General features: G+C 64.7%; 20 protein-coding genes. 17 read left to right on the plus strand and 3 right to left on the minus strand.

Annotation, left to right across the window (positions count from 1 at the left end; genetic code table 11):
• Window positions 1-82: 82 nt before the first annotated feature.
• From HPF_RS10510 to HPF_RS10530, 5 genes are all read left to right on the plus strand, one after another.
• Complete coding sequence (locus tag HPF_RS10510) at window positions 83-1,528, plus strand: oligosaccharide flippase family protein (RefSeq protein ID WP_133156562.1); 1,446 nt, start codon at window positions 83-85, stop codon at window positions 1,526-1,528.
• A gap of 15 nt (window positions 1,529-1,543) precedes the next feature.
• A complete protein-coding gene (locus HPF_RS10515) occupies window positions 1,544-2,707 on the plus strand; it encodes a rhamnan synthesis F family protein (RefSeq protein WP_133156563.1) in 1,164 nt (387 codons plus the stop codon).
• On the plus strand, window positions 2,704-4,380 hold the full coding sequence (locus HPF_RS10520; protein WP_133156564.1) for a glycoside hydrolase family 140 protein: 1,677 nt from the start codon (window positions 2,704-2,706) through the stop codon (window positions 4,378-4,380). The genes HPF_RS10515 and HPF_RS10520 overlap by 4 nt, the downstream gene beginning before the upstream one ends.
• A gap of 138 nt (window positions 4,381-4,518) precedes the next feature.
• Entirely contained in the window at window positions 4,519-6,687 is a 2,169-nt protein-coding gene (locus tag HPF_RS10525; protein WP_165961681.1) for a PAS domain S-box protein, read from the plus strand.
• Between the two features lie 142 nt (window positions 6,688-6,829).
• The gene (locus tag HPF_RS10530; RefSeq protein WP_066154702.1) at window positions 6,830-7,678 is read left to right on the plus strand and encodes a 2OG-Fe(II) oxygenase; all 849 of its coding nucleotides are present in this window, start codon (window positions 6,830-6,832) and stop codon (window positions 7,676-7,678) included.
• 89 nt (window positions 7,679-7,767) lie between these two features.
• On the opposite strand, the gene HPF_RS10535 is transcribed toward HPF_RS10530, so the two are convergent.
• Window positions 7,768-8,328 (minus strand): C40 family peptidase, encoded by a 561-nt coding sequence (locus HPF_RS10535; RefSeq protein WP_079366171.1) that lies wholly within the window; start codon window positions 8,326-8,328, stop codon window positions 7,768-7,770.
• Window positions 8,329-8,598: 270 nt separating this feature from the next.
• On the opposite strand from HPF_RS10535, the gene HPF_RS10540 reads away from it, so the two are divergent.
• From HPF_RS10540 to zapE, 8 genes are all read left to right on the plus strand, one after another.
• Entirely contained in the window at window positions 8,599-9,390 is a 792-nt protein-coding gene (locus HPF_RS10540) for a TetR/AcrR family transcriptional regulator (protein WP_066154243.1), read from the plus strand.
• Between the two features lie 72 nt (window positions 9,391-9,462).
• Window positions 9,463-10,059 (plus strand): isochorismatase family protein, encoded by a 597-nt coding sequence (locus tag HPF_RS10545; protein ID WP_066154240.1) that lies wholly within the window; start codon window positions 9,463-9,465, stop codon window positions 10,057-10,059.
• Between the two features lie 108 nt (window positions 10,060-10,167).
• On the plus strand, window positions 10,168-12,069 hold the full coding sequence (locus tag HPF_RS10550) for a propionate--CoA ligase (protein ID WP_079366173.1): 1,902 nt from the start codon (window positions 10,168-10,170) through the stop codon (window positions 12,067-12,069).
• A 129-nt stretch (window positions 12,070-12,198) separates the two neighbouring features.
• A complete protein-coding gene (locus tag HPF_RS10555; RefSeq protein WP_066154234.1) occupies window positions 12,199-12,573 on the plus strand; it encodes an ArsR/SmtB family transcription factor in 375 nt (124 codons plus the stop codon).
• 241 nt (window positions 12,574-12,814) lie between these two features.
• Window positions 12,815-15,691 (plus strand): 2-oxoglutarate dehydrogenase E1 component, encoded by a 2,877-nt coding sequence (locus tag HPF_RS10560; protein ID WP_133156566.1) that lies wholly within the window; start codon window positions 12,815-12,817, stop codon window positions 15,689-15,691.
• A gap of 89 nt (window positions 15,692-15,780) precedes the next feature.
• Window positions 15,781-17,043: a 2-oxoglutarate dehydrogenase complex dihydrolipoyllysine-residue succinyltransferase gene (gene odhB / locus HPF_RS10565; RefSeq protein WP_066154228.1), complete on the plus strand. Its 1,263-nt coding sequence runs from the start codon at window positions 15,781-15,783 to the stop codon at window positions 17,041-17,043.
• Window positions 17,044-17,106: 63 nt separating this feature from the next.
• Complete coding sequence (lpdA, locus tag HPF_RS10570) at window positions 17,107-18,534, plus strand: dihydrolipoyl dehydrogenase (protein WP_066154225.1); 1,428 nt, start codon at window positions 17,107-17,109, stop codon at window positions 18,532-18,534.
• 13 nt (window positions 18,535-18,547) lie between these two features.
• Window positions 18,548-19,645, plus strand: a complete 1,098-nt coding sequence (gene zapE, locus HPF_RS10575; RefSeq protein WP_079366175.1) for a cell division protein ZapE — start codon at window positions 18,548-18,550, stop codon at window positions 19,643-19,645.
• Between the two features lie 32 nt (window positions 19,646-19,677).
• On the opposite strand, the gene HPF_RS10580 is transcribed toward zapE, so the two are convergent.
• Both HPF_RS10580 and HPF_RS10585 read right to left on the minus strand, forming a co-directional pair.
• The gene (locus tag HPF_RS10580) at window positions 19,678-20,436 is read right to left on the minus strand and encodes a PP2C family protein-serine/threonine phosphatase (protein ID WP_066154221.1); all 759 of its coding nucleotides are present in this window, start codon (window positions 20,434-20,436) and stop codon (window positions 19,678-19,680) included.
• A gap of 91 nt (window positions 20,437-20,527) precedes the next feature.
• The gene (locus tag HPF_RS10585) at window positions 20,528-21,331 is read right to left on the minus strand and encodes an outer membrane protein assembly factor BamD (protein WP_079366235.1); all 804 of its coding nucleotides are present in this window, start codon (window positions 21,329-21,331) and stop codon (window positions 20,528-20,530) included.
• Between the two features lie 32 nt (window positions 21,332-21,363).
• Between HPF_RS10585 and HPF_RS10590 the strand changes: the two genes are divergently transcribed.
• The 4 genes from HPF_RS10590 to ndk all read left to right on the plus strand — a co-directional run bounded on the left by HPF_RS10590 (window position 21,364) and on the right by ndk (window position 24,972).
• A complete protein-coding gene (locus tag HPF_RS10590; RefSeq protein ID WP_424955192.1) occupies window positions 21,364-22,389 on the plus strand; it encodes an RluA family pseudouridine synthase in 1,026 nt (341 codons plus the stop codon).
• Between the two features lie 142 nt (window positions 22,390-22,531).
• On the plus strand, window positions 22,532-23,188 hold the full coding sequence (gene scpB, locus HPF_RS10595) for an SMC-Scp complex subunit ScpB (RefSeq protein ID WP_079366176.1): 657 nt from the start codon (window positions 22,532-22,534) through the stop codon (window positions 23,186-23,188).
• On the plus strand, window positions 23,157-24,434 hold the full coding sequence (locus tag HPF_RS10600; protein ID WP_133156567.1) for a pseudouridine synthase: 1,278 nt from the start codon (window positions 23,157-23,159) through the stop codon (window positions 24,432-24,434). Before scpB ends, HPF_RS10600 begins: the two co-directional genes overlap by 32 nt.
• A 112-nt stretch (window positions 24,435-24,546) precedes the next feature.
• The gene (gene ndk / locus HPF_RS10605; protein ID WP_066154216.1) at window positions 24,547-24,972 is read left to right on the plus strand and encodes a nucleoside-diphosphate kinase; all 426 of its coding nucleotides are present in this window, start codon (window positions 24,547-24,549) and stop codon (window positions 24,970-24,972) included.
• The last annotated feature ends 14 nt before the right edge of the window (window positions 24,973-24,986 follow it).

The raw sequence follows: 24,986 nt of genomic DNA on the forward strand, positions 1-24,986 counted from the left end.
TGCATGCTGCCCAAGATGTGGCGCCGGGGAGTGCTGCTTGACCGACTCAGTGACACCCGCCGCGGAGGTCGGCCAGTCCTCAATGGCCCACATCTCCGCCCGCGCCAAGACCGGGACGATCTGGATCGTTGTCGCGTTCGGTGGCGGGCAGATCATCCGTCTCGCATCGAACATCGCACTGGCGGCGTTGTTGTTCCAGGAGGCCTTTGCCCTGATGGCCCTGGTGGCGGCGGTGATGCAGGGCCTGGCGATGTTCTCCGACCTCGGGCTCAAGCCCAGCGTGGTGCAGAACCCCAGAGGCGACGAACCGGTCTTCCTGCAGACGGCCTGGACCCTGCAGACGATTCGGGGAGGGATCCTGTTCATCGGTGCGGCGGCGTTGGCCTGGCCCATGGCGCACATCTATGGCGCCAACGACCCGATGGCCCGCGAACTGCTCTGGCTGATCCCGCTGGTGGCGCTTGGTGCCATCGCCGACGGCTTCCAGTCCTCGCGCATGCTCACCGCGGCTCGGAGGATGGACCTTGCCAGCGTGACCAAGATCGAGCTCCTGGTGCAGGTGCTGAACGCGGTGCTGATGGTGGGACTGGCCTGGTACCTGCGCTCGGTATATGCGCTGGCGATCGCAGGTGTGGTCAGCAGCGGCCTGCGGGTCTGGCTCTCGTATGCGATGTTGTCGGGCATGACCGACCGGTTCCGGCTCGACCGGGACTCGGTGAAGGCTATCTTCGGCTTCGGCAAGTGGGTGTTCCTGAGCACCATGATCTCTTTCCTGGCGCTGCAGATCGATCGCGTGCTGCTGGCGGCCATCTTCCCCCTGGCCGAGGTGGGCGTCTATTCCATCGCCACCAGCCTGTCGCTGATGGTGGCGATGCTGGTGGGGACGCTGCAGTCCTCCATCGTGTTCCCCTGGTACTCGCGCATGCTGGACCACGGGGTGCCGCTGAAAGAGGCCTTCCGGCGCACCCGCGTGCCGCTGATGCTGGTGGTGAGCTTTCTGGTGGTGCTGCTGGTGACCGGGGCCAGCAGCTTCTTCGATCTGGCCTACGACGACCGCTACGTCAAAGGGGGCGACTTCCTGCCGCTGCTGGCCATGGGGGTCTGGTTCAGCAGCCTCAGCGGCATCTACGGCGCTGCGTTCATGGCCATGGGCAAGCCGCAGTGGATCGCCATCGTGAGCGCGGTCAAGGTGCTCTCGTTCCTGCTGTTCCTCGGGGTCTACCTCCAGTTCGATTACTCCATCGAGACGGCGGTGCTGGCCGTGCTGTGTGCCGAGGTGGTCACCGGGGCCACGAGCCAGTACCTGGGCTGGAAGCTGGGCCTGCGCAACCTGCGGATGGAAGGCCTGCTGCTGTTCCTGATGCTCGGCGCCTCGGCCCTCGGATGGTGGTTCGTGCACCACCTGCCCTGGGTGGCGGGCCAGCATCCTTTCGTACGCCTGCTGCTGCTGGGGCTGGTGGAGGTGGCGGTGTTCGCTCCGCTGGGCCACCGGTTGGTGCTGCCCATGCTCCGGCGATCGGTGTCCTGAGCCGTCCGACGCAGCATGGGGACCGATTCATTTGCGCAGACCGCTGGCCGCTGGCTCACCCGGCTGCGAAACCATCTGGCCTGGCGCTGGGGCCGTGTGCGGCGGATGCCGGGTCTGTTCGTCAACCTCTGGTTCGGCAACCTGTGGCACGACCACTGGCTCAGGCGCCAGGTGCGCATCACCGAAGGCGCACTGGCGGCCACCCGGCGCTGTGCGGTGTATGTCGTGTACCCACGCCTCGGGCTGCAGGACTCCCACCTGACGTCGCTGGCCTACCTGGCGCGCAAGGGCTGTGCGCCGCTGGTGGTCAGCAACCTGCCGCTGACGCCCCAGGAGCGCGAACGCCTGCAACCCCTGTGCTGGCGGCTGGTGGAGCGGCCCAACTACGGTTACGACTTTGGCGCCTACCGCGAGGGCGTGCTGATGGCCCTGGACCAACTGCCGGGCCTCGATCAGCTGTTGCTGGTCAACGATTCCGCCTGGTTCCCGGTGCCGGCCTCGGCAGACTGGCTGGCGCAGGCCGAGCGGCTGGAGGTGGATCTGGTGGGCGCGGTATCCAACGACGGCTGGCTGGACTTTCTGGCAGACCCCGGCCGTGGCCGGCCCTGGGTGCCGGATGAGGGCGTGCCGCACCTGCACTACTGCTCGTTCGCGCTGATGTTTGGCGCGCGCATCCTGAGGGACCCGGGCTTCCGCAAGTACTGGCAGGACCTGACGCTCACCGCCGACAAGCTGGAAACCATTCGCCGTGGCGAGGTCGGTCTGAGCCGCTGGGTCATTGATCGCGGCTATCGCCATGCCCAGACACTGGACATCACCCGGTTCGATCAGCACCTCGAACGCATGGACGCCGACCAGTTGCGCGAACTGGCTGCGAACCTGGTGATCCCCGAGGACACGGCGCTGCGCGAAGAACAGCGGGCCCTGACCGACCCGTCGGCAGCACCGGTCGATGCAGCGACGCTGCGCCGCTTCATTCTCTGGGCCACCATCGCCACAGGGCCGGCCTATGCGCTGCCGCACTGGTCATTGCCCGAACAGGGCTTCGGCTTTCTGAAGAAGTCGCCGATGTGGTTGAGCAGGCCCACGGCGCAGATCACGATGTCTCTGATCGAGCGCTATGGCGATGCGTCCATGCTTGAAGAAGCCCGGCGGCTGGCGGGCGGGGGCAAGGCATGACGCTCCGCACACATCAGAACAGGGCGGTCGAGATCCGCTTCCGGTCGAGCGTCGCCTATGACGAGCCGTTCAAAGATCTGCTGCTGGACGTGGTGTTCGTATCGCCCAGCCAGCGTGTGGTCGAGGTGCCGGCGTTCTGGGGCGGCGGGGTCACCTGGTGTGTCCGCTACGCCAGTGCCGAGACGGGCATCCACACCTTCACCACCCGCTGCAGCGACGCGGGCAATGCGGGTCTGCATGGCCAGGCGGGCACGGTCGAGGTCACGGCCTACCAGGGTGACAACCCGCTCTACCGGCACGGTGGCATCCGGGTGGCCGAGGACCGGCGGCACTTCTGCCACGCCGACGGCACGCCGTTCTTCTGGCTGGGCGACACCTGGTGGATGGGGCTGTGCGGCCGCCTCTCGTGGCCGGATGATTTCCAGGCGCTGGTACGCAACCGCAAGGAACGCGGGTTCAACCTGATCCAGCTCGTCGCAGGCCTGTATCCGGACATGCCGCTGTTCGACGAGCGGGGCCGCAGCGCCAGTGGCTTCAGCTGGGAAACCGACCTGAGCCGGATCAACCCGGCCTTTTTCGACGAGGCGGACCAGCGGGTGTTTCACCTGGTCGAGCAAGGTCTGGTGCCGTGCATTCTGGGCGCCTGGGGCTACTACCTGCCCATGATCGGCCTGGAGAACATGCAGCGGCACTGGCGGCATCTGATCGCGCGCTGGGGGGCGCTGCCCGTGGTGTGGGTGGCCGCCGGCGAGCAGACCATGCCGTGGTATCTGGAAGGCCACCTGCAGAAGGACGCCTCGCGGGCCCGGCTGCGCACCGAATGGACCGAGGTGATCCGCGAGATGCGCCGACTCAATGCCTTCGGCCGCCTGATTTCCACGCACCCGGTCACCAGCGCCCGCGAGTCGGTCACGGACCCGGGATTGCTCGACTTCGAGATGCAGCAGACCGGTCACGGGCAGCCCACGCTGCACCACGCGCGGCGCGCGCAGGAGGGCTGGAGCGCGGGGCCGGTCATGCCGGTGATCAGCGGGGAGTCCCGGTACGAAGCGCTGGACATCAACCCCACCGTCACGGCCCGCGACGCGCGCGAGGCGTTCTGGGCGCATGCGCTCAACAGCGGCCTGGCGGGGCACACCTACGGGGCCAACGGGATCTGGCAGGTCAACACGGAGCAGCGGCCGTTTGGCCCGTCGCCCTCCGGGTCCTGCTGGGGGAACCTGCCGTGGGCGCAGGCGATGCAACTCCCCGGCGCCCGGCAGATCGGCCTGGCCCGGTCGTTCCTGCTGGCCACCTTGCCGTGGCACGAGTTCGTGCCGCTGCTCCCGGCCGAGGGGCGCAAGCACTTCCTGCCTCGCAGCAGGCGCCTGCAGCGGCTGCTTCTCAAGCTCGGGTGGCGGCCCACTTCGCCCGCACCCATCGCCGTGGGCATGGCCGAAGCCAGGTCCACCGTTCTCGCCTACACGATCGAGAGCAAGGGCTTTTCGCTCGATGTTCGTCGGCTGAAAGGGCCGCTGAAGGGCTGCTGGGTCGATCCGACCAGCTTCGAAACGCACCCCTTGCACCTCGACTTGCGCGTGGGGCAGCTGCATGTGACGCCGCCGGCCAGGAACGCTGCCGGCGACAGCGACTGGCTGCTGCTGGTGCAGCCTGCTGGCGGCGCGTCGGCCTGACGACAGCATAGGGTCTGCGGATCACATCGCGCGAACGGTCATTTTTCGCAGTTTTTGCGTCGCAGGGTTTGTATGCCGGGGCCGGGACGGGTAAGGTCGCCCAAGCTTGTTGCAGCGGCTTCATCGGCCCGGATTCCAGTGAACACATCCAACAAACGAATCAATCTGGCGCATGGTGCCCTGCGTGTGGCGCTGGTGTATGCCGCGTTTGCCGGTCTCTGGATCCTGCTGTCGGACCGCGCGATGGGCCTGCTGTGGCACGACCCCGAGGCGCTCGTGCAGGCCAGCATGCTCAAGGGCTGGTTCTTCGTCGTCGTCACCACCCTGCTGCTGTATGTGCTGGTCCGCCGGCTGGTCGGACGGCTGAACGCCTCCCATCGGCGCGAACAGGCCCAGGCGGAAGAAAAGACCCGGGCCCTGGAGCTGCTCACCGCCATCGCCCAGAGTTCCAGCGACGCCATCTTCGCCAAGGACGAGCAGGGACGCTACCTGCTGGTCAACGACGCCGCGGCCCGCTATGTGGGGCGTCCCGCCAGCGCCTTGCTCGGCCAGGACGACGGGGCTGCTTTCCCGGCCGAACAGGCGACGCTGATCCGGGGCATCGACCGGCGGGTGCTGGCGTCTGGCCGTGTGGAGACCAACGAGGAACACCTGGACACGGCGCAGGGGCGAAGGGTATTTCTGGCCACCAAGGGGCCGCTGCGCGATGCCCAGGGACACATCCGAGGCACCTTCGGCATTTCGCGCGACATCACCGAACGCACGCAGGCCAAGCAGCGGCTGATCGAGTCCGAGGCCCGCTACCGCTCCCTGTTCGAGAACATGAACACTGGTTTTGTATTGTTCGAACTGGTTCAGGACGGGCAGGGCAGACCGGTGGATCTGGTGATCCTTGCCGCCAACCGCCATCTGGCCGATGTCACGGGTCTGGACCTGGTCAAGGTCATGGGGCAACGGCTGACGCAGGTGCTGCCGGGTATCGAGGACGACGAAGCGGACTGGATCGGCACCTACGGCCGGGTGGCATTGACAGGCGAGTCGCGGCAGTTCGAGCAAGGGTCCGAACGTCTGGGCACCTTCTTTTCGGTGTCCGCTTTCCGGGCGGGCGAGGGCCTTTGCGCGGTGACATTTCTCGACATCAGTGGTCGACGGGCCACGGAGATGGCCCTGCACGACAGCGAAGAACGGCTGCGCCTGGCCTTGGCGGCAGCCAGTCAGGGGCTGTACGACCTCAACCTGGAAACCGGTGAAACCACCGTGAGTCCCGAGTACGCGGTCATGCTCGGCCACGACCCGGCCGATTTCCGCGAGACCCTCGCATCGTGGCGCGAACGGCTCCACCCCGAAGACCAGGCCCGCATTCCGCGCCTGCTGGAGGACTACCTCGCGGGCCGCCAGGCGGCGTTTCGCGTCGAATTCCGACTGCGCACGAGGGACGGGCGCTGGAAATGGATCCTGTCCTTGGGACAGATCGAGCAGCGGTCCGCGGACGGCAGGCCGCTGCGCATGCTGGGCACCCACACCGACATCGACGCGCTCAAGTCGGCCGAGGCCACGTTGCGGGAGATGAACGCCACACTGGAGTTTCGTGTCTCCGAGCGCACCGCCGAGCTCAGCGCCGCGAACCGGGAACTGGAGACCTTCGCCTATGCGGTCTCCCACGATCTGCGCGCACCATTGCGGGCGCTCAGCGGCTACTCGCAGGCGCTGCAGGAAGATTTCGGCGACACACTGCCCGACCAGGCCAGGGTTTATCTGGACCGGATTCACCAGTCCGCTGCGCGCATGGGCCAGCTGATAGAAGGCATCCTTGCGCTCTCCAGAAGCAGCCGGGGGGATCTTCGCCTCGACCGGGTGGATGTGTCCGCACTTGCCCGTCAGCGACTGGCACAGCTGGCCGAGGAGTCCAGTCGGCAGGTGCGCACCTATGTCGAGGAAGGGCTGGAGGTCACCGGTGACGAGCGCATGCTGGCCTCGGTGATGACCAATCTGCTTGACAACGCCTGGAAGTACACCGGTGCGACACCGGACCCCGAGATCCGTGTGCATGCGGGGAGTGTCACTGGGCTGCATGGCATATGCGTCTCGGACAACGGTGCGGGCTTCGACATGGCCCACGCTGACCGGCTGTTCCAGCCATTTCAGCGGTTGCACCGGGAGGACCAGTTTCCCGGCATCGGCATCGGTCTGGCCACGGTGCAGCGCATCGTGCACCGTCATGGCGGTGAGCTCGCCGCCGTGGCGGCGCCAGGTGAGGGTGCCACGTTCTGTATCGCGCTGCCACCGGTGCCCGCTGCCCAGGCTTGATGTCCGCATGAGGATGCGGCAGGCCGCACCGCCAGCGACCAGACCACGATGGCTGAACGCTTAAACGCATCTTAAGTCTTGCGACCTAGCATCGTCAGGTTTTGTCGGATCGACCCGACCCCTTCCTGAGGAGCGCATGGACATGTCCACCGTGGATCTGAGCGATCGTTTTGTGTTTGACGATCCCAAGTACCTTCAACTGGCTGTGGATAACGCGGAGCGGTACGCCAAGGGCAATCCGTTCCCCCACATCCACCTGGACAACTTCCTGCCCCCGGATGTGGCCGAGGCGGTGCTGGCCGAGTTTCCGAAGCCCGCCGACATCGACTGGCACAACTACAACCGCCAGACCGAGATCAAGCTGGTCTGCGCCGACGAAACCCAGTTCGGCCCGGTGACCCGCCAACTGTTCTACCAGTTCCACTCGATCCCGTTCCTGCAGTTCCTCGAAAAGCTCACCGGCATCGACAACCTGATTCCCGACCCGCTGTTGCGCGGGGGGGGCCTGCACCAGATCCGTCGCGGAGGCCTGCTGAAGCTGCACGCCGACTTCAACAAGCACGACAGCACCTTCCTGGACCGCCGCATCAACGTGCTGCTGTACCTGAACAAGGACTGGAAGGAGGAGTACGGTGGGTACCTTGAGCTGTGGGACAAGGACACCAAGTTCTGCGGCGACAAGATCCTGCCGGTGTTCAACCGCCTGGCGATCTTCACCACCACCAGCGACTCCTTCCACGGCCATCCGGACCCCCTGAACTGTCCGGAGGACATGACCCGCAAGTCGCTGGCGCTGTACTACTACACCAACGGGCGTCCGAAAGGCGAGGCGGACGGCATCCACACCACCATTTTCAAGTCGCGGCCGGAGGAGAGCTTCTCTGGTGTGATGTGGCGCCTGGGCCAGGATTTCGCCCCCCCGGTGCTCTGGCGCACGGCGCGCCGAGTGCGCGAGCGCTACTTCAGGCGCACGATCCAGAAGCGCGGCTGAGCGCCAGGACTCTACAAAAAGGGCGCCCTTGCGGCGCCTTTTTGCTGACCTGTCCCCGCTGCGGGTGGCGCGTGATCAACCGCAACAGGTCAGGGACTGCCGACGTCCTGGCCGCTCAGTGGCACCCTGCGCGCGCCATTGAACCGTGTCCGCCAGTAAGCCACACGCATGTCTTCCACGCGCACGGCACCTCCGGCGCGAGGGGCGTGGATGAACTTGCCTTCGCCCAGGTAGATACCCACATGGCTGAACGCACGTCTCATGGTGTTGAAGAAAACGAGGTCGCCGGGCTTGAGGTCGCTGCGGTCAATGACCTCCGTGGCAGCCGCCTGCTGGTCGGCCCGGCGGGGAAGGATCTTGCCGAAGGATTGTTCATAGACCGCCCGGACAAGGCCGCTGCAGTCAAAGCCGGTGTCCACGCTGTTGCCGCCGTAGCGGTAGGGCACGCCCAGGAACCCCATGGCGCGCACCACCAGATCGGATGCACGTTCTCCCATGTCGCTTCTGGCCTGCTGGAGCTGTGAGCCCAGCCGGGCCATCACTCCGCGTTCCTCCAGCATTCGCACCATCTCGTCGGGCTCCTGGTCGTTGGGGGCAGCCTGGCACAAGGCACATCCCAGAAGAAGAGCGGCGACACAGATAACACGCATCGGGGCAGCTTAAGCGAAGCACTGCTCCGAAGTCAAGCGAGGTTCTGTTGCCAATCCCTTTGATTCTGTTGAAGTTTTCGACGGTCAGGAACCGGGCGTTGTTGGCATTTGGATGGAATGACTCACTTGGTGTTCAACCAGAAAACCAAGGGGAGAACTGCTGGAATGGTTTTGTTCTAACAAATCACCAACAAACGGAAAATCTTAATTTAATTAAATGAACCGCGTTCATATAATCAAACAAGCACCAAGGAAATAGACAATCGAGCCATGTCAGTCAAATTCGATGCCATCACCCCGGTCCTGACGCCGGAACAGCTTCGCCAGCAACAGCAGCGCATGGCCGACCGCCAGGCGCGGCAGCAGCGTTTTGGTGACGAGCGGCGGCAACAGCTGCTGGATGTGGCCTGGGCGCTGTGGCAGGAGGCCGGGGGGCAGGGCTTCAACATGCGGCAGCTGGCACAGCGTGCGGGCTACACCGCCGGTGCGCTTTACGCCTACTTCCCGGGGCGGGAGGCGATCCTGTCCGCGTTGCAGCAACGCGTCGTGCAGGAACTGGCCGACCTGGTGTCTGGCATCAGGGCGCCGCGCGGTGACCGCACAGTCCGGCCGCGCAGGGACGGCAGTCCGGTGTCTTCTGCGCAGGCGGCGCTGGCGCGAACCTTGTTCATCGAGCGCTCGGTGGCCTGGTGGGCGTGGCTGGCGGGTGACGCCCAGCGGTTGGAGCTGGTCCTGCACGGCGGACACGGTGTGCAGGAGGCTGCTGGCGAGGCGGGTGTATCGGCGTCGGTGCTGCAGGGGCGCCTGGCGGACGCGCTGCAGCCCTGCCTGGAAACCCTCCAGACCTGCGGACTGACGCCGGATGCCGCCCAGCAGTTGCACGACGAGGTGCTGGCCTACGGGCTGGGACTGCTGGTGTTGCAGGGGCCTCAAAGGGGTGAGGGGCGGGCGCTGATGGAATCGCGGTTTGTGCAGAGCCTCCAGCAATGGATGGACCAGGCCCTGGCCGCTACGCAGCAGGACGCCGACGGGGCGGGGCAGGGTGACCTCTTCTCCATGTGATCGCGCTGCACCTGTTTGTCACAATCGCCCCTCGGTTCGTGCAGTCCGCACGAACAGTTTCAGGATTTTTTCATGCTGCTCGAAGCTTCCGACTCCCAACTTGTTCTGGTCGACTACCAAGAGCGCCTGATGGCGGCGCTGCCGGAACGTGAGCCTGTGCTGGCCAACGCGCGCCGGCTGGCCCAGGCGGCCCGTCGCCTGCGCGTGCCGGTGTGGGGAACCGAGCAGAACCCCGCCAAGCTGGGGCCCAACGACCCGGGCCTGCGCGACCTTTGCCAGCGCACGCTCGCCAAGATGCACTTCAGTGCCGTTCCCGATGGCCTGCTGGAATGTCTGCGCCCCGCGACCAAAGGTGGCAACGCCCGCAGCCTGCCCAAACATCTGCAGAAGCCGGCTGCAGCGGCCCATCCGCGGAACACCGTGGTCCTGGCCGGATGTGAGGCGCATGTCTGCCTGCTCCAGACGGCGCTGGATCTGGTGGAGGAGGAAATGGATGTGTGGGTGGTCACCGATGCCTGCGCCTCGCGCACCGAGCGCAACCGGGATGCGGCGTTCGACCGCCTGGCGGGCACGGGATGCGAGTTGGTGACCACCGAGATGGTGTTGTTCGAGTGGCTGCGTTCGGCCGACCACCCGGATTTCCGCGAGATTCACGCGCTGATCAAGTAAGTTCGGAAGGTGGCGGGCGAAGATGTCCTGCCATCGTCGTGTCAGACTCCAGAAAGTCTGGGATTCATAATTATGAATTCAGTTTGATCCACCACCCAGGAGACTTACATGGGCAACCCGCAGGGCTTCGAGGCCTTTCATCAGCGCTCGATCACCGACCGCGACGCTTTCTGGGCCGAGCAGGCGCAGCTGGTGGATTGGCACAGACCGTTTGACCGGGTTTGCAACTACGACAACCCGCCGTTCGCACGCTGGTTCGAGGGCGGTCTGACCAACCTCTGCCACAACGCGGTGGACCGCCACCTCAGGGACCGGCCGGACCAGAATGCACTGATCTTTGTCTCAACCGAAACCGACACCGAGAAGACCTACAGCTTCCGCGAGCTGCACACCGAGGTGCAGCGCATGGCCGCCATCCTGAAGGCGCAGGGCGTGAAGAAGGGTGACCGCGTCCTGATTTACATGCCGATGATTCCCGAGGCGGCGTTTGCCATGTTGGCTTGTGTGCGCATCGGTGCGATCCACTCGGTGGTGTTTGGCGGCTTCGCCAGCCACTCGCTGGCCAGCCGAATCGAGGACGCCTCGCCGGTGGCCATCGTGAGCGCGGACGCCGGCTCGCGCGGCGGCAAGGTGGTCGAGTACAAGCCGCTCCTGGACGAGGCCATCCGGCTGTCGTCGCACAAGCCGGGCAAGGTCGTGATGGTCAACCGGGGTCTTGCCGCATTCACGGCAGTGGAGGGGCGCGATGTCGACTATGCGACCGAGCGCGCCAAGGTGATGGATGTCGTCGTGCCCTGCGAATGGGTCGACGCCACGCACCCGAGCTACACCCTCTACACCAGTGGCACCACCGGCAAGCCCAAGGGCGTGCAGCGCGACACCGGCGGCTACGCCGTGGCCTTGGCCGCATCCATGAAGCACATCTACATGGGCGAGCCCGGCGAGACCTATTTCTCCACCAGCGACATCGGCTGGGTGGTCGGCCACAGCTACATCATCTACGGCCCGCTGATCGGTGGCATGGCGACCATCATGTACGAAGGTCTGCCGATCCGTCCGGACGCCGGTATCTGGTGGAGCCTGGTCGAGAAGTACAAGGTGTCGGTGATGTTCAGCGCACCGACGGCGGTGCGCGTGCTCAAAAAGTACGACTCCTCGTTCATCAAGAGGTACGACCTGTCTTCGCTCAAAGCGCTGTTCCTGGCCGGCGAGCCGCTGGACGAACCGACCGCCAAGTGGATCTCTGACGAGCTGGGCAAGCCCATCGTCGACAACTATTGGCAAACTGAGACCGGGTGGCCGATCCTGGCGATCTGCAACGGGGTGGAAAAGGCGCCGAGCAAGTTCGGCTCGCCAGGCAAGGCGGTTTACGGATACAACGTCAAGTTGCTGGACGACCAGACCGGCGAAGAGCTGCACGGTAGCGACGTCAAAGGCGTGGTCGCAGTCGAAGGCCCGCTGCCGCCCGGCTGCATGCAGACCATCTGGGGCGACGACGCGCGCTTCGTCAAGACCTACTGGTCCAGCGTACCGGGGCGGCAGGTCTACAGCACCTTCGACTGGGGCATCCGCGACAAGGACGGCTACTACTTCATCCTCGGGCGCACCGACGACGTGATCAACGTCGCTGGCCACCGCCTGGGTACCCGCGAAATCGAAGAGAGCATTTCCAGCCACCCCAAGATCGCCGAAGTGGCGGTGGTGGGGGTTGCTGATCAGCTCAAGGGCCAGGTGGCCATGGCGTTCGCCGTGCTCAAGGACACCGCGCTTCTGGGCGACGAGGCGGCACTGCTCAAGCTTGAGGGTGAGGTCATGAAGCTGGTGGACGAGCAGCTCGGGGCGGTGGCGCGCCCGGCCCGTGTGCGCTTCGTGGGTGTGCTGCCCAAGACCCGCAGCGGCAAGCTGCTGCGCCGCGCGATTCAGGCGGTATGCGAGGGGCGCGATCCGGGGGATCTCACCACCATGGACGACCCGGCGGCCCTGCAGCAGATCAGGGACATGCAGTCCTGAGAGCTGCGCGGCTGATCGACGGCGCCAGGGGGCGCCGTTTTTTTTGAACCCCCTGGTGTATGAGGGCATTGGGTTTGGTGGGTCTTGTCAGTATCATGCATGCTTATATTGACAACCTCGCGGAAAGCCATGGAACAAATGATCGGGACGGATGCCCAAACCGAGAAAGTCCGGGTGTTCGAACTGGCCGCCGAATTGTTCGGTGTGCTGGCCACGCCGATGCGGTTGCGCATCCTCAGCGCGCTGTGCGACAAGGAAAAATCGGTCTCGCAGTTGTTGCAGGAAATCCAGACCACTCAGCCCAACCTGTCCCAGCACCTGAATCTGCTGTACCGCGCCGGCGTCCTGGCCAAGCGCAAGGAGGGCACGCAGGTGATCTACCGGGTTCAGAGCGAGAAGGCGGTGACCCTGTGCCGCACGGTGTGCACCCAGATCGCCATCGAGATGGACGAACCCAGCGCTGTGCCCGCGTCCGAGCGTTTGTCCCCGCGTGTGGGATCCTGAAGCCCGCGTTCACAACAGACGCGCTCTTCGTCGGCAAGCAACACAGCATGCCGTTTTCCTGAGCTGCTGCGAACATCCCCGGCATTCGATTTGCCGGCAGGTGCTCGTGGTGGCACAATCGCAGGCTGCAGTCAGGTCCTTCCAAAGTCACTGTCGCATCCGCCAACCGGTTCAGCCGTGTCGCGGAAGGTTGTTTTAACCAGCTAATGTTTCCCAGAGGGAAACGGAGGTCAGCGGATCAATGAGCGAGACGAACGTCTACGTTGCCTACAAGGGCAACTCGTATCTCTTCGGGGGCAATGCCCCTTACGTCGAAGAGATGTACGAAAAATACCTGGAGAACCCGGGCAGCGTGCCAGACAACTGGCGCGGCTACTTCGATGCCCTGCAGCACGTCCCTGCCGTTGACGGCACCGACGCTCGCGACGTTCCCCACCAGCCCGTCATCAACGCATTTGCCGAGCGCGCCAAGCAGGGCGGAACCAAGGTGGTCATGGCCGCCGGTGCCGACTCCGACCTGGGTCGCAAGCGCGTGGCTGTGCAGCAACTCATTGCCGCCTACCGCAACGTCGGCTGCCGCTGGGCCGACCTTGATCCGCTCAAGCGCACCGAGCGCGAAAACATCCCCGAGCTTGATCCTTCGTTCTACGGTTTCACAGACGCGGATTTCGAGACCGTCTTCAACACCAGTAACACCTATTTCGGCAAGGAAGTCATGTCCTTGCGCGACCTCATCAACGCGCTGCGCGAAACCTACTGCAGCAGCGTCGGTGCGGAATACATGTTCATCAGCGACCAGGCGCAGAAGCGCTGGTGGCAGGAAAAGCTGGAGTCCATCCGCTCCAAGCCGTCCTTCAACGCCGAGAAGAAGAAGCACATCCTCGACCGCCTGACGGCGGCCGAAGGGCTGGAGCGTTTCCTGCACACCAAGTACGTCGGCCAGAAGCGTTTCTCGCTCGAAGGTGGTGAGAGCTTCATCGCCGCCATGGACGAGTTGATCCAGCAGGCCGGTGCACAGGGTGTGCAGGAAATCGTGATCGGCATGGCCCACCGCGGTCGCCTGAACGTGCTGGTCAACACCCTGGGCAAGATGCCCAAGGACCTGTTCGCCGAGTTCGACCACACCGCCCCCGAGGACTTGCCCGCTGGCGACGTGAAGTACCACCAGGGCTTCAGCTCCGACGTGACCACCCCCGGCGGTCCGGTCCACCTCTCTCTGGCCTTCAACCCCTCCCATCTGGAAATCGTCAACCCGGTGGTCGAGGGCTCGGTGCGCGCGCGCATGGACCGCCGAGGCGATCCGCTGGGCAAGCAGGTGCTGCCGGTGCTGGTGCACGGCGATGCCGCTTTTGCCGGCCAGGGTGTGAACCAGGAAACCCTGGCGCTGGCCGCGACCCGTGGCTACACCACCGGCGGCACGGTGCACCTGATCATCAACAACCAGATCGGTTTCACCACCTCCGACCCGCGCGACCTGCGCTCCACGCTGTACTGCACCGACATCGTCAAGGGTGTCGAGTCGCCGGTGCTGCACGTCAATGGTGACGATCCGGAAGCCGTCGTGCTGGCTACCCAGCTGGCGCTGGAATACCGCATGACCTTCCGCAAGGATGTGGTGGTGGACATCATCTGCTTCCGCAAGCTGGGTCACAACGAACAGGACACCCCAAGCCTGACCCAGCCGCTGATGTACAAGAAGATCGCTCAGCACCCCGGCACGCGCAAGCTGTACGCCGACAAGCTGGCCGCCCAAGGTCTGGGCGAGGCCCTCGGTGACGACATGGTCAAGGCCTACCGCGCCGCCATGGACGCCGGCAAGCACACGGTCGATCCGGTGCTGACCAACTTCAAGAGCAAGTACTCGGTCGACTGGTCGCCGTTCCTGGGCAAGAAGTGGACCGACCAGGCCGACACCGCGATTCCGCTGGCCGAGTGGAAGCGCCTGGCCGAGAAGATCACGACCATCCCCGCCACCGTTACCCCGCACCAGCTGCTCAAGAAGGTGTACGACGACCGCGCGGCTATGGGCCGTGGCGAAATCAACGTGGACTGGGGCATGGGCGAGCACATGGCCTTTGCATCGCTGGTCGCTTCCGGCTATCCGGTGCGCCTCTCGGGCGAGGACTGCGGTCGCGGCACCTTCACGCACCGCCACGCCGTGATCCACGACCAGAACCGCGAGAAGTGGAACGAAGGCACCTATGTACCGCTGCAGAACGTGGGTGAGGGCCAGGCCCCGTTCGTTGTCATCGACTCCATCCTCTCTGAAGAGGCTGTGCTGGGCTTCGAGTACGGTTACGCCGGCTCCGACCCGAACACGCTGGTGGTCTGGGAGGCCCAGTTCGGTGACTTTGCCAACGGCGCCCAAGTGGTGATCGACCAGTTCATCGCTTCTGGCGAAGTGAAGTGGGGCCGTGCCAACGGCCTGACGCTGATGCTGCCGCACGGCTACGAAGGCCAGGGACCCGAGCACAGTTCGGCCCGCGTCGAGCGCTTCATGCAACTGGCTGCCGACACCAACATGCAGATTTGCCAGCCCACCACGGCCAGCCAGATCTTCCACCTGCTGCGTCGCCAGATGGTGCGCAACCTGCGCAAGCCGCTGGTGATCTTCACGCCCAAGTCCCTGCTGCGCAACAAGGACGCGACCTCCCCGCTGTCCGAGTTCACCAAGGGTGGTTTCCAGACCGTGATCCCGGAGCAGAACGAGGCGGTGATCAAGAAGGCCGACAAGGTCAAGCGCGTGATCTGCTGCTCGGGCAAGGTCTATTACGACCTGGTCAAGAAGCGCGAGGAGAAGGGTGCAGACGACGTGGCCATCATCCGTGTCGAGCAGCTCTATCCGTTCCCGCACAAGGTCTTCGGCGCCGAACTCAAGCGTTTCCCGAACGCCACCGACATCGTGTGGTGCCAGGACGAGCCGCAGAACCAGGGCGCCTGGTTCTTCGTGCAGCACCAGGTGCACGAGAACATGCTCGAAGGCCAGAAGCTGGGTTACGCTGGCCGTGCGGCCTCGGCCTCGCCGGCAGTGGGGTATGCCCACCTGCACCAGGACCAGCAGAAGGCCCTCATCGAGGCCGCTTTCGCCAAGCTCAAGGGCTTCATCCTCACCAAATAAACGTTCAGGCGTTGTGAGCCTCGCGCCCCGGCCCCGTGCCGGGGCAGCCTCTGGGCCACGCCCCTCGAAACATTCCAGGTAGAACAAACATGGCAATCGTAGAAGTCAAGGTTCCGCAGCTCTCCGAATCCGTGGCCGAAGCCACCCTGCTGCAGTGGAAGAAAAAGGCCGGTGAAGCTGTCGCCGCCGATGAGATATTGATCGAGATCGAGACCGACAAGGTCGTGCTCGAGTGCCCGGCGCCCGCCGGTGGCGTGCTGGTCGAGATCGTGCAAGGCGACGGTGCCACCGTGGCCGCCGACCAGGTCATCGCCAGGATCGACACCGCCGCTGTGGCCGGCGCCGCTGCTCCGGCAGCCGCCCCCGCACCGGCTGCGGCTGCTCCCGCACCAGCCGCCGCGGCCCCTGTGGCCGCTGCTTCTGCCAGCAAGGCCGGTGTGGCCATGCCCGCCGCCGCCAAGCTGATGGCCGACAACGGCATGGCCCCTGGCTCCGTGGCCGGCACAGGCAAGGACGGTCGCGTCACCAAGGGCGACGTGCTGGCCGCCGCCAGCGCTCCCAAGGCCGTGGTTGCTGCTCCTGCCGCCATTCCTACCGGCGCGCCCACCAAGGTGCTGCCGCAGGTGGCGGTGGTCGCGCCCGACCTGGGTGACCGTCCGGAAGAGCGCGTGCCGATGACGCGCCTTCGTGCCCGCGTGGCCGAGCGCTTGCTGCAGTCGCAGTCGACCAACGCCATCCTGACCACCTTCAACGAAATCAACATGGCCCCGGTCATGGAGATGCGCAAGAAGTTCCAGGAGAAGTTCGAGAAGGAACACGGCGTCAAGCTCGGCTTCATGAGCTTCTTCGTCAAGGCGGCCGTGCACGCCCTCAAGAAGTTCCCGATCCTCAACGCCTCGGTGGACGGCAACGACATCGTCTACCACGGCTACTTCGACATCGGTATCGCCGTCGGTTCGCCACGCGGTCTGGTGGTGCCCATCCTGCGCAACGCCGACCAGATGAGCTTCGCCGACATCGAGAAGAAGATCGCCGAGTTCGGCCAGAAGGCCAAGGACGGCAAGTTGGGCATCGACGACATGACCGGTGGTACGTTCTCCATTTCCAACGGCGGCACCTTCGGCTCAATGATGTCCACTCCCATCATCAACCCGCCGCAGTCGGCGATCCTGGGCGTGCACGCCACCAAGGACCGCGCCATGGTCGAAAATGGCCAGGTCGTGGTGCGCCCGATGAACTACTTCGCTATGTCCTACGACCACCGCATCATCGACGGCCGCGAAGCCGTGCTGGGTCTGGTGGCCATGAAGGAAGCGCTGGAAGATCCGGCCCGCCTGCTCTTCGACATCTGATCGAACCGTGACTTTGCAGACGCCCCTTCGGGGGCGTTTGTCCAACCCCATTCAGGAACAAACATGTCTCAAGCATTTGACGTCGTCGTGATCGGCGCCGGCCCCGGCGGCTACATCGCGGCCATCCGCGCCGCCCAGCTGGGCTTCAAGGTCGCGTGCATCGACGAATGGAAAAACGCTGCCGGCGGTCCCGCGCCCGGTGGCACCTGCACCAATGTCGGCTGCATTCCCTCCAAGGCCCTGCTGCAATCTTCCGAGCATTTCGAGCACGCCAACCACCACTTTGCCGACCACGGCATCAGCACCGGCAAGGTGACGATGGACGTGGCGAAGATGGTCGGCCGCAAGGACACGGTCGTGAAGCAGAACAACGACGGCATCCTCTACCTGTTCAAGAAGAACAAGGTCACTTTCTTCCACGGTCGCGGCTCTTTCGTGGCCGCCGCCGATGGTGCCTACCAGATCAAGGTGGCGGGTGCCGCCGAAGAGGTGATCACTGGCAAGCAGGTCGTGGTGGCTACCGGCTCCAACGCCCGTGCCTTGCCAGGCGTGCCGTTCGATGAAGAGCTCATTCTTTCCAACGACGGTGCGCTGCGCATCGGTGCCGTGCCCAAGAAGCTGGCGCTGATCGGCTCCGGCGTGATCGGCCTGGAAATGGGCTCGGTCTGGCGCCGCCTGGGGGCGGAGGTCACCATCCTCGAAGGTTTGCCGACCTTCCTGGGCGCGGTGGACGAGCAGATCGCCAAGGAAGCGAAGAAGGCCTTCGACAAGCAGGGCCTGAAGATCGAACTCGGCGTGAAGGTCGGCGAGATCAAGACCGGCAAGAAGGGCGTGAATGTGGCCTACACCAACGCCAAGGGCGAAGCGGTGTCGCTGGACGCCGACAAGCTCATCGTCTCCATCGGCCGCGTGCCCAACACCATTGGCTTGAACGCTGAAGGAGTGGGCCTGCAGCTGGACGAGCGCGGCGCCATCGTGGTCGACGGCGACTGCAAAACCAACCTGCCGGGCGTCTGGGCGGTGGGCGATGTGGTGCGCGGCCCGATGCTGGCGCACAAGGCGGAAGAAGAGGGCGTGGCGGTGGCCGAGCGCATCGCCGGCCAGCACGGTCACGTCAACTTCAACACCATCCCCTGGGTCATCTACACCAGCCCGGAAATCGCCTGGGTCGGCCGCACAGAGCAGCAGCTCAAGGCCGATGGTGTGGCGTACAAGGCCGGCACGTTCCCGTTCCTGGCCAACGGTCGTGCGCGCGCACTGGGCGACACGACCGGCATGGTCAAGTTCCTGGCCGACGCCAAGACGGATGAAATCCTGGGCGTGCACATCGTGGGCCCGATGGCTTCCGAGCTGATCTCCGAAGCCGTGGTGGCCATGGAGTTCAAGGCCAGCGCCGAAGACATCGCCCGCATCTGCCACGCGCACCCCTCGCTGTCGGAAGCGACCAAGGAAGCGGCTCTGGCCGTGGACAAGCGCACCCTGAACTTCTGACACAGGTTCGCCCTTGTCGGTCCGCGCCACCTACGAAGCCGAGCTGAAGCAGCGCGGCTACACCACCGACCCCGCCCAGCAGCGTGCCATTGACGCGCTGGAGCGGTGTGCCGCCGAATGGACGACGTACAAGCAGCGCCGTTCCAATGCGCTGAAGAAGATGTTCGTCAAGCCGGAGATTCCGCGCGGGGTCTACATGTTCGGTGGGGTGGGGCGCGGCAAGAGCTTCCTGATGGACTGCTTTTTCAATGCAGTCCCGATCAGGCGCAAGACGCGGCTGCATTTCCATGAGTTCATGCGGGAAGTGCACCGCGAGCTGCGCGACCTGCAAGGAACGGTCAATCCGTTGGACGAGCTGGGGCGGCGCATCGCCGAGCGCTACAAGCTGATCTGCTTCGACGAGTTCCACGTGGCGGACGTGACAGACGCCATGATCCTGCACCGCCTGCTGGACGCGCTGTTCAAGGCGGGAGTGGGTTTTGTCACCACCTCCAACTTTCATCCCGATGGCCTGTACCCCAACGGCCTGCACCGTGACCGCATTCTGCCGGCCATCGAGTTGCTCAAGCAGAAGCTGGAAGTGATCAATGTCGACAACGGCACCGACTACCGCCAGCGCACGCTGACGCACATCGAGCTCTACCACTGCCCACTGGGCGAGGCAGCCGATGCTGCGATGGACAAAACCTTTGGCGAACTGGCCGAGGCGCACGACGAGGACCCGGTGATGCACATCGAGTCGCGCGAGATCCATTCCAGGCGCCGGGCGGGTGGCGTGATCTGGTTCGACTTCCAGACGCTCTGTGGTGGTCCACGTTCACAGAACGACTACCTGGAAATCGCCTCACAGTTTCATACGCTGCTGCTGTCCAATGTGCCGCAGATGGCGGTGCGCCAAGCATCGGAAGCGCGCCGTTTCACCTGGCTGATCGATGTGCTTTATGACCGCCGTGTCAAGCTGGTGATGTCGGCTGCGGTGTCGCCTGAGCAGCTCTACACCGATGGCCCGATGGCACACGAATTCCCCAGGACAGTTTCGCGCCTGGGAGAGATGCAGTCAGCCGAATATCTGGCGCTGGCGCACCGGACCGTCGATACCGGGCTGACGTGATCAGCCCGTTCAGGCTCCAGGTGTTGCGCCGATCAGGTCAGCGGATCGAGTTTGACGATGGTCAGCGACAGGTTGTCACCAGAGCCCTTGGCCCGGGAGCGGGCTTTCTGGATCAGGAACTCGCAGGCCTCGCGGGGCGAGAGCATGGCCACTGTGCTGGCGAGCTCGTCCGGCGTGAAGTAGTGCCACACGCCGTCGCTGCAGGCCATGATCGCGTCGCCGGGCCCCAGTTGCGGGATCACATGCAGGTCCACAGGGGGATCGCTGTCGGTACCCAGACAACCCATCAGGATGTTGGAGTGCGGATGGTCCAGTGCCTCTTCCTCGGTGATCTCTCCCTGGTTGACCAGCGACTGCACGTAGGAGTGGTCCATGGTGCGGAACACCATCTTGCCGTTGCGGAAGTGGTAGATCCGTGAGTCGCCAGCATGCACCCATTGGCTGCTGCCACCGGGGGTGAGCAGGAACGCGGCAATCGTGCTGTGGGGCTCCTGCTCGGCCGACACGGCGGTGAGCTTGATCACAAGGTGCGATTCTTCAACAACTTGCCGCAGCATGGCCGCAGGATCGTCGGTGTCCGGGTCGTAGCGCTCGAACAGCTGGCGCGAGGTCAGCATCACCTGGTCCGACGCTTTTCTGCCGCCGCTTCGGCCACCCATGCCATCCGCCACCACCGCCAGCAGGCAGCCGCTTTCGCGGGGATGGTGCAGCAGACAGACCTGATCCTGCTGGTAGTCGCGGTCACCCCGATGGATGCCGGTTGACGCATGGATGCGATAGCCTTTGGTCATGGGAGAACGTCTTTTTGAGCGGGCGGGCTGCCCACACTGGTCCGCATGGTAACCACTAATTTTTCAGCCTACTGCTGCTGGCAGCGTGGCGTCACCAGAGCTTCCACCACGGCTTGCCGCCGATGCTCTGCGTGCGACCGAGGTAGGCGCTGTTCGGGAAGCTGGATTGAAGCACCCGTCTGGCGTCGTCACGCAACTGGGTCATTCCGAGTGCGTCGTAGCTGCTCACGAGAATGGCCAGGGCTTCTTCCAGGGCCGGTGCCTTGGGGTAGTCGGTGATGGCGGTTTGCGCGCGGTTGATGGCCGCGAGGTACGCCCCACGGCTCATGTAATAGCGGGCCACATGCACTTCCGACTGTGCCAGCGAGTTGACAATGTGGGTCATGCGCGCCCGGGCATCCGGTGCATAGCGCGAGTCAGGGAAACGGGTGACCACCTCGCGCAGCGCCTCGAACGACTCCTTGGCCGCTTTCTGGTCGCGTTCGGAGAGGTCCTGCTGGACGAGCGAGCCAAGAAGACCGAGGTTTTCGTTGAATGTCACCAAGCCCTTGAGGTAGAGCGCATAGTCCAGCGCAGGGCTGGCCGGATGCAGACGCAGAAAGCGCTCGATGGTGGCCAATGCCTGGGCCTGCTCGCCAGCCTTGTACTGCGTGTAGGCCTTTTCGAGCTGGGCCTGCTGGGCCAGAGGCGTGCCGGCCGCACGTCCTTCGAGCTTCTCGTACAGGCCGATGGCCTTTTCGTAGTTGCCCGCGTTGCGCTCGTCCATCGCCTCGCTGTGGATCTTGTTAGGGCTCCAGTCCTTGGTCGGGTCCACGGGAGTGGAGCTGCAGCCCGAGAAGCTCAGCGCGGCGGCAACGGCACACAGGGGCACGACCGATAATCTCGAACGAGGAATCACACGCTTACCTTCACAACTGGAACACCGGATTGGCTGCAGAAATTATATCGACGGGGGGGGGGAACGGACCCGGCGCGACCGAGGTTGAAGTCGACGCCGCCGATGTGCTGGCGGACACCGAGGTGCGCGACCTCCCTGTGCCTGCAGACATGCACGGTTGGCGCATCGACAAGGCGCTGGCCACCCTGGTGCCCGAGCTTTCGAGGTCGTACCTCCAGCAGCTGATGGCGGAGGGTGCGGTGTCGCTGGATGGCCGGCTGGCCGCCAAGCCCTCGGCGCGATTGGTGGCTGGCGGTCGGCTCCGGGTCGAATTGCGACCCACGCAGCAGGCCATGGCCTTTGTGGCACAGTCCATGGCGCTGGACATCGTCTACGAGGACGAGGACCTGATGGTGATCTGCAAGCCGGTGGGGCTGGTGGTTCATCCTGCGGCCGGCAACTGGACCGGTACGCTGCTCAACGGGCTGCTGGCCCACCACCCCGGCGCCGCCAGCTTGCCGCGCGCCGGCATCGTGCATCGGCTGGACAAGGACACCTCCGGCCTGATGCTCGTGGGCAAGAGCCGTCGTGCGGTAGATGGTCTGGTGCGGGCGATCGCTGCGCGCGAGGTTCAGCGCGAGTACCTGGCCATCGGTCATGGCCGTTGGCGGCGAGACGAGCTGTGTGAGGTCGACCAGCCGGTAGGGCGCGACCCGGCCAACCGTTTGCGGATGGCCGTTCTACGCCAAGACAGTACCGCAGGCAAGCCGGCTCGCACGACGTTCAGGGTGATGGATACCGTCGATCAGGCGTGCCTGGTGGCTTGCAAGCTTCACACCGGCCGAACGCACCAGATTCGGGTGCACATGGCCTGGCTTGGTCATCCGCTTGTGGGCGATGCGCTGTATGGTGGTCGCGTGGCGTGGGGCATGCAGCGGCAGGCGTTGCACGCAGCGCGCTTGCGTCTGAGCCATCCGGTGTCGGGTGCCGAGCTGGGCTTTTCCAGCGCAGTACCAGCCGATTTCCGGGCCGCCTTGGACGCCGCGGGGCTCCGTTACAATGAAGGCGATCTGTAGACCCGGTTTCAACAGCCCTCAGGGCCTTTGAAGCGTCGCGTCCATTCCCGATTCCTGTAGCACTCGGTCAGTCCTGCGCGACGCCCGCTGCCGCTGTTGCGGCTTTGTCAGGACCCCCATTATTCATTTTCAGGCACCACCGATGAACACTTCGGATGCCCGGCGCGTCGTCGAGACGGCCCTGATCTGTGCGCCCCAACCCTTGTCCATCAGGGAGCTGGGCGTGCTGTTCGATGGAGAGGTGTCGGCCGACACACTCAAAACCCTGTTGACGGACCTCCAGGCCGAATGGACTGGTCGAGGCGTGGAGTTGGTCCAGGTGGCTTCCGGTTGGCGCTTCCAGAGCCGTCCTGAGTTGCGACCTTTCCTGGACCGGCTGCACCCTGAGAAGCCACCCAAGTACACGCGGGCGGCCATGGAAACACTGGCGATCATTGCCTACCGACAACCCGTGACGCGGGGCGACATGGAGGACATTCGGGGCGTGACCATCAACTCCCTGATCCTCAAGCAGCTGGAAGACCGGGGCTGGATCGAGGTCATCGGCCACCGGGAAACCGTCGGGCGGCCTGCGCTGTTTGCCACGACGCGCCAGTTTCTGGACGACCTCGGCCTGTCGTCGCTTGATCAGCTGCCGCCGCTGGACAGCAGCGAGGTTCAGGAGTCCGCTCTGGGGCGGCTGGACTTTGACGCCTTGGGCGGCAGCACCCCGGAGCAGGCGGGAGAGCCCGTTGAATCCCAGACATCCGAACTTTTTCAGGAACAGCATGAACATGGTGCCCCCCCGACAGCCGAATGAAACCGCTCTGGACGAAGGTCAGGCTGCATCGCCTGCCGGGTCCGTGCCCGCGTCTGCGCCCGCCGCGGCCCCGGTTTCCGGCAGTATGGCCTTTGATGATGTGGTCAGCGGGGCATTTGATGCCGTGCAGGAACAGGACCTGCCTCTCCCTTCCAAGCGCGTGCTGCAGCCCGAGGCCGACTCCCCCAAGCTCCACAAAGTGTTGGCCCAGGCGGGGCTGGGTTCGCGGCTGGAGATGGAGCAGCTGATTCTGGAGGGGCGCATTTCCGTCAATGGTGAACCGGCGCACATCGGTCAGCGCATCCAGTACGGGGACACCATCAAGGTCAATGGCAAGCCGGTGCGTGTTCGCATCGCGCCACCTCCGCCGCGGGTACTCGCTTATCACAAGCCCGCTGGCGAGGTGGTGACACACGACGACCCGCAGAACCGGCCCACGGTATTCCGCCGCCTGCCCCGTCTGCAGACCGGCAAGTGGCAGTCCGTGGGACGCCTGGACCTCAACACGGAGGGGTTGCTGCTGCTCACGAACTCCGGCGAGCTGGCCAACCGGCTGATGCATCCCCGGTTCGGATTGCAGCGGGAATACGCCGTGCGCGTGCTGGGCGCGTTGTCCTCTGAAGAAAAGCAGCGCCTTCTTGATGGCGTGAAGCTTGATGACGGGATGGCCCAGTTTGCGTCCATTGAGGATGGTGGTGGCGAAGGGGCCAACTGCTGGTACCGGGTGACCATCGCCGAAGGTCGCAACCGCGAGGTGCGTCGCATGTTCGAGGCGGTGGGTCACGCCGTCAGCCGCCTGATTCGCATCCGCTATGGCGCCATGATGCTTCCGCGGGGGCTCAAACGAGGTGTCTGGCTTGAACTGGATCATCGGGACATTGAGCGTCTGACCACCGCGGCCGGTATGCCGCAAAGCGGCGAGGGCCCGGCTTCTGTCCGTGACACCGGTGGGCGTGGCCGGCACTTTGGAAAGGGGCCCCGACCCGACGGGAAAGGCGGCGGAGCGCGCGCCGGAGCGTCCTTTGCCAAGGACGGCAAGCCTGCCGGGGCTGGTGCGAGGGGCTTTGGAAAGAGTCCTGGCAAGGCACCCGCCAAGGGTGCCGGGGCGGGCGGACAGCCGGACCCCATGAAAACCTCGTATGGATACATCGGGCAGGACTCGCTGCAACGGCGCAGGGAGCGCGACGCTGCACGCGACAAGATGCCGCAGAAGGGCCGGAAGCCAGGGCGGTCCGGAGGGCGCTGAGCCCGGCGTGCCCCTGAGGGTATCGGGTGTGTTGACATGGGCGCGATGTAGAATCAAGGGCTTTGCCGCAAGGCGCACGATTTCTATTTCATAACCTGCTCCAAGGACCATCATGGCCATCGAACGCACCCTCTCCATCATCAAGCCCGACGCTGTTGCCAAGAACGTCATCGGCCAGATCTACGCCCGTTTCGAAGCAGCCGGCCTGAAGGTTGTGGCCGCCCGGATGGCCCACCTGTCGCAGCGCGAAGCCGAGCAGTTCTACGCCGTGCACAAGGAGCGTCCGTTCTTCAAGGATCTGGTGAGCTTCATGATCTCCGGCCCCGTGATGATCCAGGTCCTGGAAGGCGAAGGCGCCATTCTCAAGAACCGTGACCTGATGGGCGCCACCGATCCCAAGAAGGCCGCCGCCGGCACCATCCGCGCCGACTTCGCCGACAGCATCGACGCCAACGCCGTGCACGGCTCCGACGCCCCCGAAACCGCTGCCGTGGAAGTGGCTTTCTTCTTCCCCGGCATGAACGTCTACTCGCGCTGATTGCGGGCTGACCA

Origin of the sequence: Hydrogenophaga pseudoflava (genome assembly GCF_004353865.1) — a bacterium.
Lineage (GTDB): Bacteria > Pseudomonadota > Gammaproteobacteria > Burkholderiales > Burkholderiaceae_C > Hydrogenophaga > Hydrogenophaga pseudoflava.

What these genes read in the sequence shown, in the direction of transcription:
- HPF_RS10560 (WP_133156566.1), top strand. Translation starts at nt 12,815, where the DNA reads ATGAGCGAGACGAACGTCTACGTTGCCTACAAGGGCAACTCGTATCTC.
- HPF_RS10550 (WP_079366173.1), top strand. Translation starts at nt 10,168, where the DNA reads ATGGGCAACCCGCAGGGCTTCGAGGCCTTTCATCAGCGCTCGATCACC.
- HPF_RS10510 (WP_133156562.1), top strand. Translation starts at nt 83, where the DNA reads ATGGCCCACATCTCCGCCCGCGCCAAGACCGGGACGATCTGGATCGTT.
- HPF_RS10515 (WP_133156563.1), top strand. Translation starts at nt 1,544, where the DNA reads ATGGGGACCGATTCATTTGCGCAGACCGCTGGCCGCTGGCTCACCCGG.
- lpdA (WP_066154225.1), top strand. Translation starts at nt 17,107, where the DNA reads ATGTCTCAAGCATTTGACGTCGTCGTGATCGGCGCCGGCCCCGGCGGC.
- HPF_RS10520 (WP_133156564.1), top strand. Translation starts at nt 2,704, where the DNA reads ATGACGCTCCGCACACATCAGAACAGGGCGGTCGAGATCCGCTTCCGG.
- scpB (WP_079366176.1), top strand. Translation starts at nt 22,532, where the DNA reads ATGAACACTTCGGATGCCCGGCGCGTCGTCGAGACGGCCCTGATCTGT.
- ndk (WP_066154216.1), top strand. Translation starts at nt 24,547, where the DNA reads ATGGCCATCGAACGCACCCTCTCCATCATCAAGCCCGACGCTGTTGCC.
- HPF_RS10535 (WP_079366171.1), bottom strand. Translation starts at nt 8,328, where the DNA reads ATGCGTGTTATCTGTGTCGCCGCTCTTCTTCTGGGATGTGCCTTGTGC.
- HPF_RS10530 (WP_066154702.1), top strand. Translation starts at nt 6,830, where the DNA reads ATGTCCACCGTGGATCTGAGCGATCGTTTTGTGTTTGACGATCCCAAG.
- HPF_RS10545 (WP_066154240.1), top strand. Translation starts at nt 9,463, where the DNA reads ATGCTGCTCGAAGCTTCCGACTCCCAACTTGTTCTGGTCGACTACCAA.
- HPF_RS10600 (WP_133156567.1), top strand. Translation starts at nt 23,157, where the DNA reads ATGAACATGGTGCCCCCCCGACAGCCGAATGAAACCGCTCTGGACGAA.
- odhB (WP_066154228.1), top strand. Translation starts at nt 15,781, where the DNA reads ATGGCAATCGTAGAAGTCAAGGTTCCGCAGCTCTCCGAATCCGTGGCC.
- HPF_RS10555 (WP_066154234.1), top strand. Translation starts at nt 12,199, where the DNA reads ATGGAACAAATGATCGGGACGGATGCCCAAACCGAGAAAGTCCGGGTG.
- HPF_RS10580 (WP_066154221.1), bottom strand. Translation starts at nt 20,436, where the DNA reads ATGACCAAAGGCTATCGCATCCATGCGTCAACCGGCATCCATCGGGGT.
- HPF_RS10540 (WP_066154243.1), top strand. Translation starts at nt 8,599, where the DNA reads ATGTCAGTCAAATTCGATGCCATCACCCCGGTCCTGACGCCGGAACAG.